The organism is Planktothrix sp. FACHB-1355, assembly GCF_014748295.1.
GTDB lineage: Bacteria > Cyanobacteriota > Cyanobacteriia > Cyanobacteriales > Aerosakkonemataceae > Aerosakkonema > Aerosakkonema funiforme_A.
This window is the reverse complement of sequence record NZ_JACJUP010000645.1, coordinates 1-3886: the sequence shown is the minus strand read 5'-3', so window position 1 is coordinate 3886 and position 3886 is coordinate 1. Positions and strand designations below refer to the sequence as shown.

Annotated in this window: 2 protein-coding genes; both read left to right on the top strand. The window is 49.6% G+C overall.

Features of this window, described 5'->3' with window-relative positions; genetic code table 11:
- The first annotated feature begins 299 nt into the window (after positions 1-299).
- A complete protein-coding gene (locus H6S82_RS22300) occupies positions 300-2414 on the top strand; it encodes a serine/threonine phosphatase (RefSeq protein ID WP_190472227.1) in 2115 nt (704 codons plus the stop codon).
- A 179-nt stretch (positions 2415-2593) separates the two neighbouring features.
- Positions 2594-3853 (top strand): protein kinase, encoded by a 1260-nt coding sequence (locus H6S82_RS22295; RefSeq protein WP_190472224.1) that lies wholly within the window; start codon positions 2594-2596, stop codon positions 3851-3853.
- The last annotated feature ends 33 nt before the right edge of the window (positions 3854-3886 follow it).

The following is a 3886-nucleotide window of genomic DNA, read 5'->3' as shown; positions in this document are numbered from 1 at the left end:
TGACTTTTGACTTTTAACTCCCCCCATCCCCCGCTCTCCCTCTCCCTTTTGAATTTTAACTTTTGACTTTTTCTAGATACCCTAAGCCCGATATATCAGTTAACCTGTACACAGGGCTATGCCGTAGGAAATGCTGCGGCTAGTGCAGCATGGCAGAAGTAATCCACCAGATCGGAAGTAGTTGAATGCCTGACGCTCAAAGGACTTTTGAATGAGTGACTTTTGACTTCCGCGTAGCGGCACTAGGTTGTACCCCACCATGAAAAAGCCCAGGAAAGGGAATTGAGGAAGTACCCAAAATGCTTGTCTGCCCCCAATGTCACTTTGAAAACCCGGATGCGAATAAATTTTGTCAGCAATGCGGTACCTCTTTGACGCACAAAGTTTGTCCGGAATGTGGCTCTCAAGTCGCCTACAGCGCTAAAGTATGTCAAAACTGCGACACGTTCACGGGAACTGTGTGGTTGGGCATTATCTCAGGAAAGCTAGAAGCGTCACCGCCGCCATCGCCTCATGGGGGAAACACTGAAATAAAAGCAGCAATTGGTGTAAAAAATGACACTTCAAACTTGCCTTTAACAACGACAGTTTTAGATAGCGAAGCAGCTTCAGCAAATTCAACAGAAATCCAGGTTTCCTGGGATAAAGATCGATCGGGACAACATCAGTTAGAGAATCAAGCCCAGACCGATAGTGGGGATAACACCAGCCAGCCCGGATCTGGACTGCTTCCGGAGAGTTTTTTAGATCCTCAACAACGCTATCAACTCCTGGAAAGTTTGACCCCGATCGCAAACGGGGAAATGCTCATAAGAGTGTTAGACTGTCAACCCCTGCAAGAGTCTCCTCTACAAGTCTTGCTCGATCGACAAAGCACTGAGGAAAAAAACCTTCCGATCTCTTCGGCATCAAGAGCTTCCGTCCCGGCGCTTGCCAAAGCGTATGTGGCGCTACAATCGCAGTTATATCCAGCCCTGCCCCGAATTCAAGATGCTTGGATAAGTAACGGACAGCAGATAGTTTTATTAGAAGATAGGTCTGCTTGGCCTCTGTTGGTAGACCTGTGGAGAGATGACCAAATTCCCCAAATGCACCTATTGCATCTGCTCCACGAAATGGCCTCTATATGGGTAGCTCTGGAACCCTGGCATTGCCTCACTACCCTAGTGGATTTAAATAATTTGCGGGTGGATGAAGACCAATCTTTAGGGCTATTACGCTTAGAGCAAGACCCGGATAACTTCAGCCCGACGCTGGAAGTATTAGGCCAAGTTTGGCAGCAGCTATTTTTAGAGTCGGGGCGGACTCTATTTGGCCCGCTAGCCATGCTGATGAGCGACCTGAAGGAAAACACAATTCAAACTATCGATATACTGCGATCGCGCTTGCAAGCGATCGCAGAGGAATTTCAAGGTGACACTACCGAGCCCACCCCTATGCCCCCTGTCGATCCCGCCGAAAACAACCTCAATTTCGCGCCAACCTATACCCCCTCTGCTTCTACCAAAGAGCATCCAACTTATTATCCCGGCCATCCCGGCGATGAAAACGAAACGCCTACGATTGTTCTACCCATGCAGTTGCTCAGCTTGGAAGACGCTGGGCGCACAGATGTGGGTCGGCAACGGCGGCACAACGAGGACTACTTTGGCATCAGAACTTCGTTCGTCAAGGCCGAAACACCCTTGGGTCGAAATGTCCTGGCCCGTGGTTTGTATATCCTCTGCGATGGTATGGGCGGTCATGCTGGTGGAGAAGTTGCCAGCGCTTTAGCGGTGAAAACTCTCAGCCAGTACTTCCAAGACAATTGGAAAGAGGATCTGCCTGACGAAGATACGATCCGCGAGGCAGTACTCAAAGCCAATCAAGCTATCTACGATGTAAACCAACAGGATGCTCGCTCTGGCAGCGGGCGTATGGGCACTACCCTGGTAATGGTTTTAGTTCAGGAAACGCAAGTTGTCGTCGCTCACGTAGGAGACTCTCGCCTCTACCGCCTCAGTCGCAGACAGGGCTTGGAGCAAGTCACGACAGACCATGAGGTCGGTCAACGAGAAATTAAACGAGGCGTAGAAAGATCGATCGCCTATTCTCGTCCCGATTCCTACCAGCTTACCCAAGCTTTGGGCCCGCGCAACGAGCATTTTGTTGAGCCGGACATCGAATTCTTCGAGCTAAATGAAGATACCCTGCTGCTGTTGTGTTCCGATGGTTTGTCGGATAACGACTTGATCGAAGCTCATTGGCAAACTCATCTCCAACCTCTGCTCAGTTCGCGAGCTAGTCTGGAACAAGGAGTAAATGAGTTGATCGATCTAGCGAACAACTATAACGGCCACGATAATATCACCGCAGTCCTGATTCGGGCGAAAGTGCGACCGGATCTGGAGCAAGCTAGAGTTGGTAATAGCTAACTGTCATAGATCGGCGGTCATAGCTGCTGCAAAGCCGAATGGCACTTAGCTCTAGATCCCCGACTTCTTGAAGAAGTCGGGGATCTAGAGGGATCTAATTCAGTTTATCGAGCGTGCTATTCCACCAAAGCCAAGCAAAGACAACTGACAACTGACAACTGACAACTGACCAACGAATAATGGGATTTTCCGATGCGGTCACGCTGACTCTTTTACATACCCAACAACCTGAGCCTCTGCAACAATGGCGCTTTGATAACCAGAATTTTATTCGGATTGGCCGAGCGCCAGATAATGATGTGGTTCTCAGCGATAGCCGGGTTTCCCGCTACCATCTGGAACTGCGACGAATGGAGATATCAGGATCGAGATCGGGAAGCAATCTGGCCTCTACCGCTTGGCGTCTCGTCAATCAAGGCACTAATGGCACTTTTCTGGATGGTATTTTAGTGTCTCAAGCTTGGCTGGCAAATGGTTCTGTCCTCCAGTTGGCGCACGGAGGGCCGATGCTCAAATTCCATGCCCAGTCTGTCTCTCCACCCAGGTCTGCTATAGCATCTACCTGCAATCACGCAGATAATTCTCCCAACAATCTATTCTGCATTCACTGCGGTCAACCGTTGCGCGTAGAACGTGCTATCCGCCAGTACCAGATATTACGGACTCTGGGACAAGGCGGAATGGGTACGACTTATCTGGCCTGGGTTCCCCAAGCGCAAGCTGGGGCAGGTGGCACACCTACGGAAGTCCAGGGGTTGGTGGTGATTAAGGAAATGAATGCGGATATGGCTGAAATAAGCAAGGCCCAAGAATTATTTGAAAGGGAAGCTCGTACCCTTAAAGCGCTACACCATCCCGGTATTCCCCAGTTTTTTGACTTTTTTACGGAAAGGGGTAAAAAATATCTGGTGATGGAACTGGTTCACGGTGAGGATTTGGAGAAACGCATCTACAAAAATGGGCCTGTAACGCCAAAACAGGCGAGCGAGTGGGCGATCCAAACTTGCGATGTGTTGGACTACATCCACAGACAAGACCCCCCACTCATTCACCGCGATATTAAACCGGCAAACTTATTAGTGAAAGCAGTGGACAATCGCATTGTGGTACTCGATTTTGGCGCTGTTAAAGAAATCGGCACTCCTTTGGGTACTCGCATCGGCGCAGAAGGTTACAGCGCCCCGGAACAAGACCGAGGCCAACCTGTAACCCAGTCTGACCTTTATGCAGTTGGGGCAACTTTAATTTTCCTGCTCACTGGGGAAGCGCCCCACAAGTTTTATCGCAAGCAGGGAAGAGTTTACCAGTTTCAGCTGGAAAATGTGCCGACGATCGCACCCAAATTGCGAGCTGCCATCGAAAAAGTGACTAAGCCCAATGTGCGCGATCGCTACCAAACCGCAAAGGAACTTGCTACAGCTTTAGCTGCTTGCCTTTAGAAAAGTTTTGAATCTTCAATTCCAAACTCAGCC

Excerpts from the sequence above, each read along its gene's own strand:
- H6S82_RS22295 (WP_190472224.1), top strand. The coding sequence starts at position 2,594 with ATGGGATTTTCCGATGCGGTCACGCTGACTCTTTTACATACCCAACAA.
- H6S82_RS22300 (WP_190472227.1), top strand. The coding sequence starts at position 300 with ATGCTTGTCTGCCCCCAATGTCACTTTGAAAACCCGGATGCGAATAAA.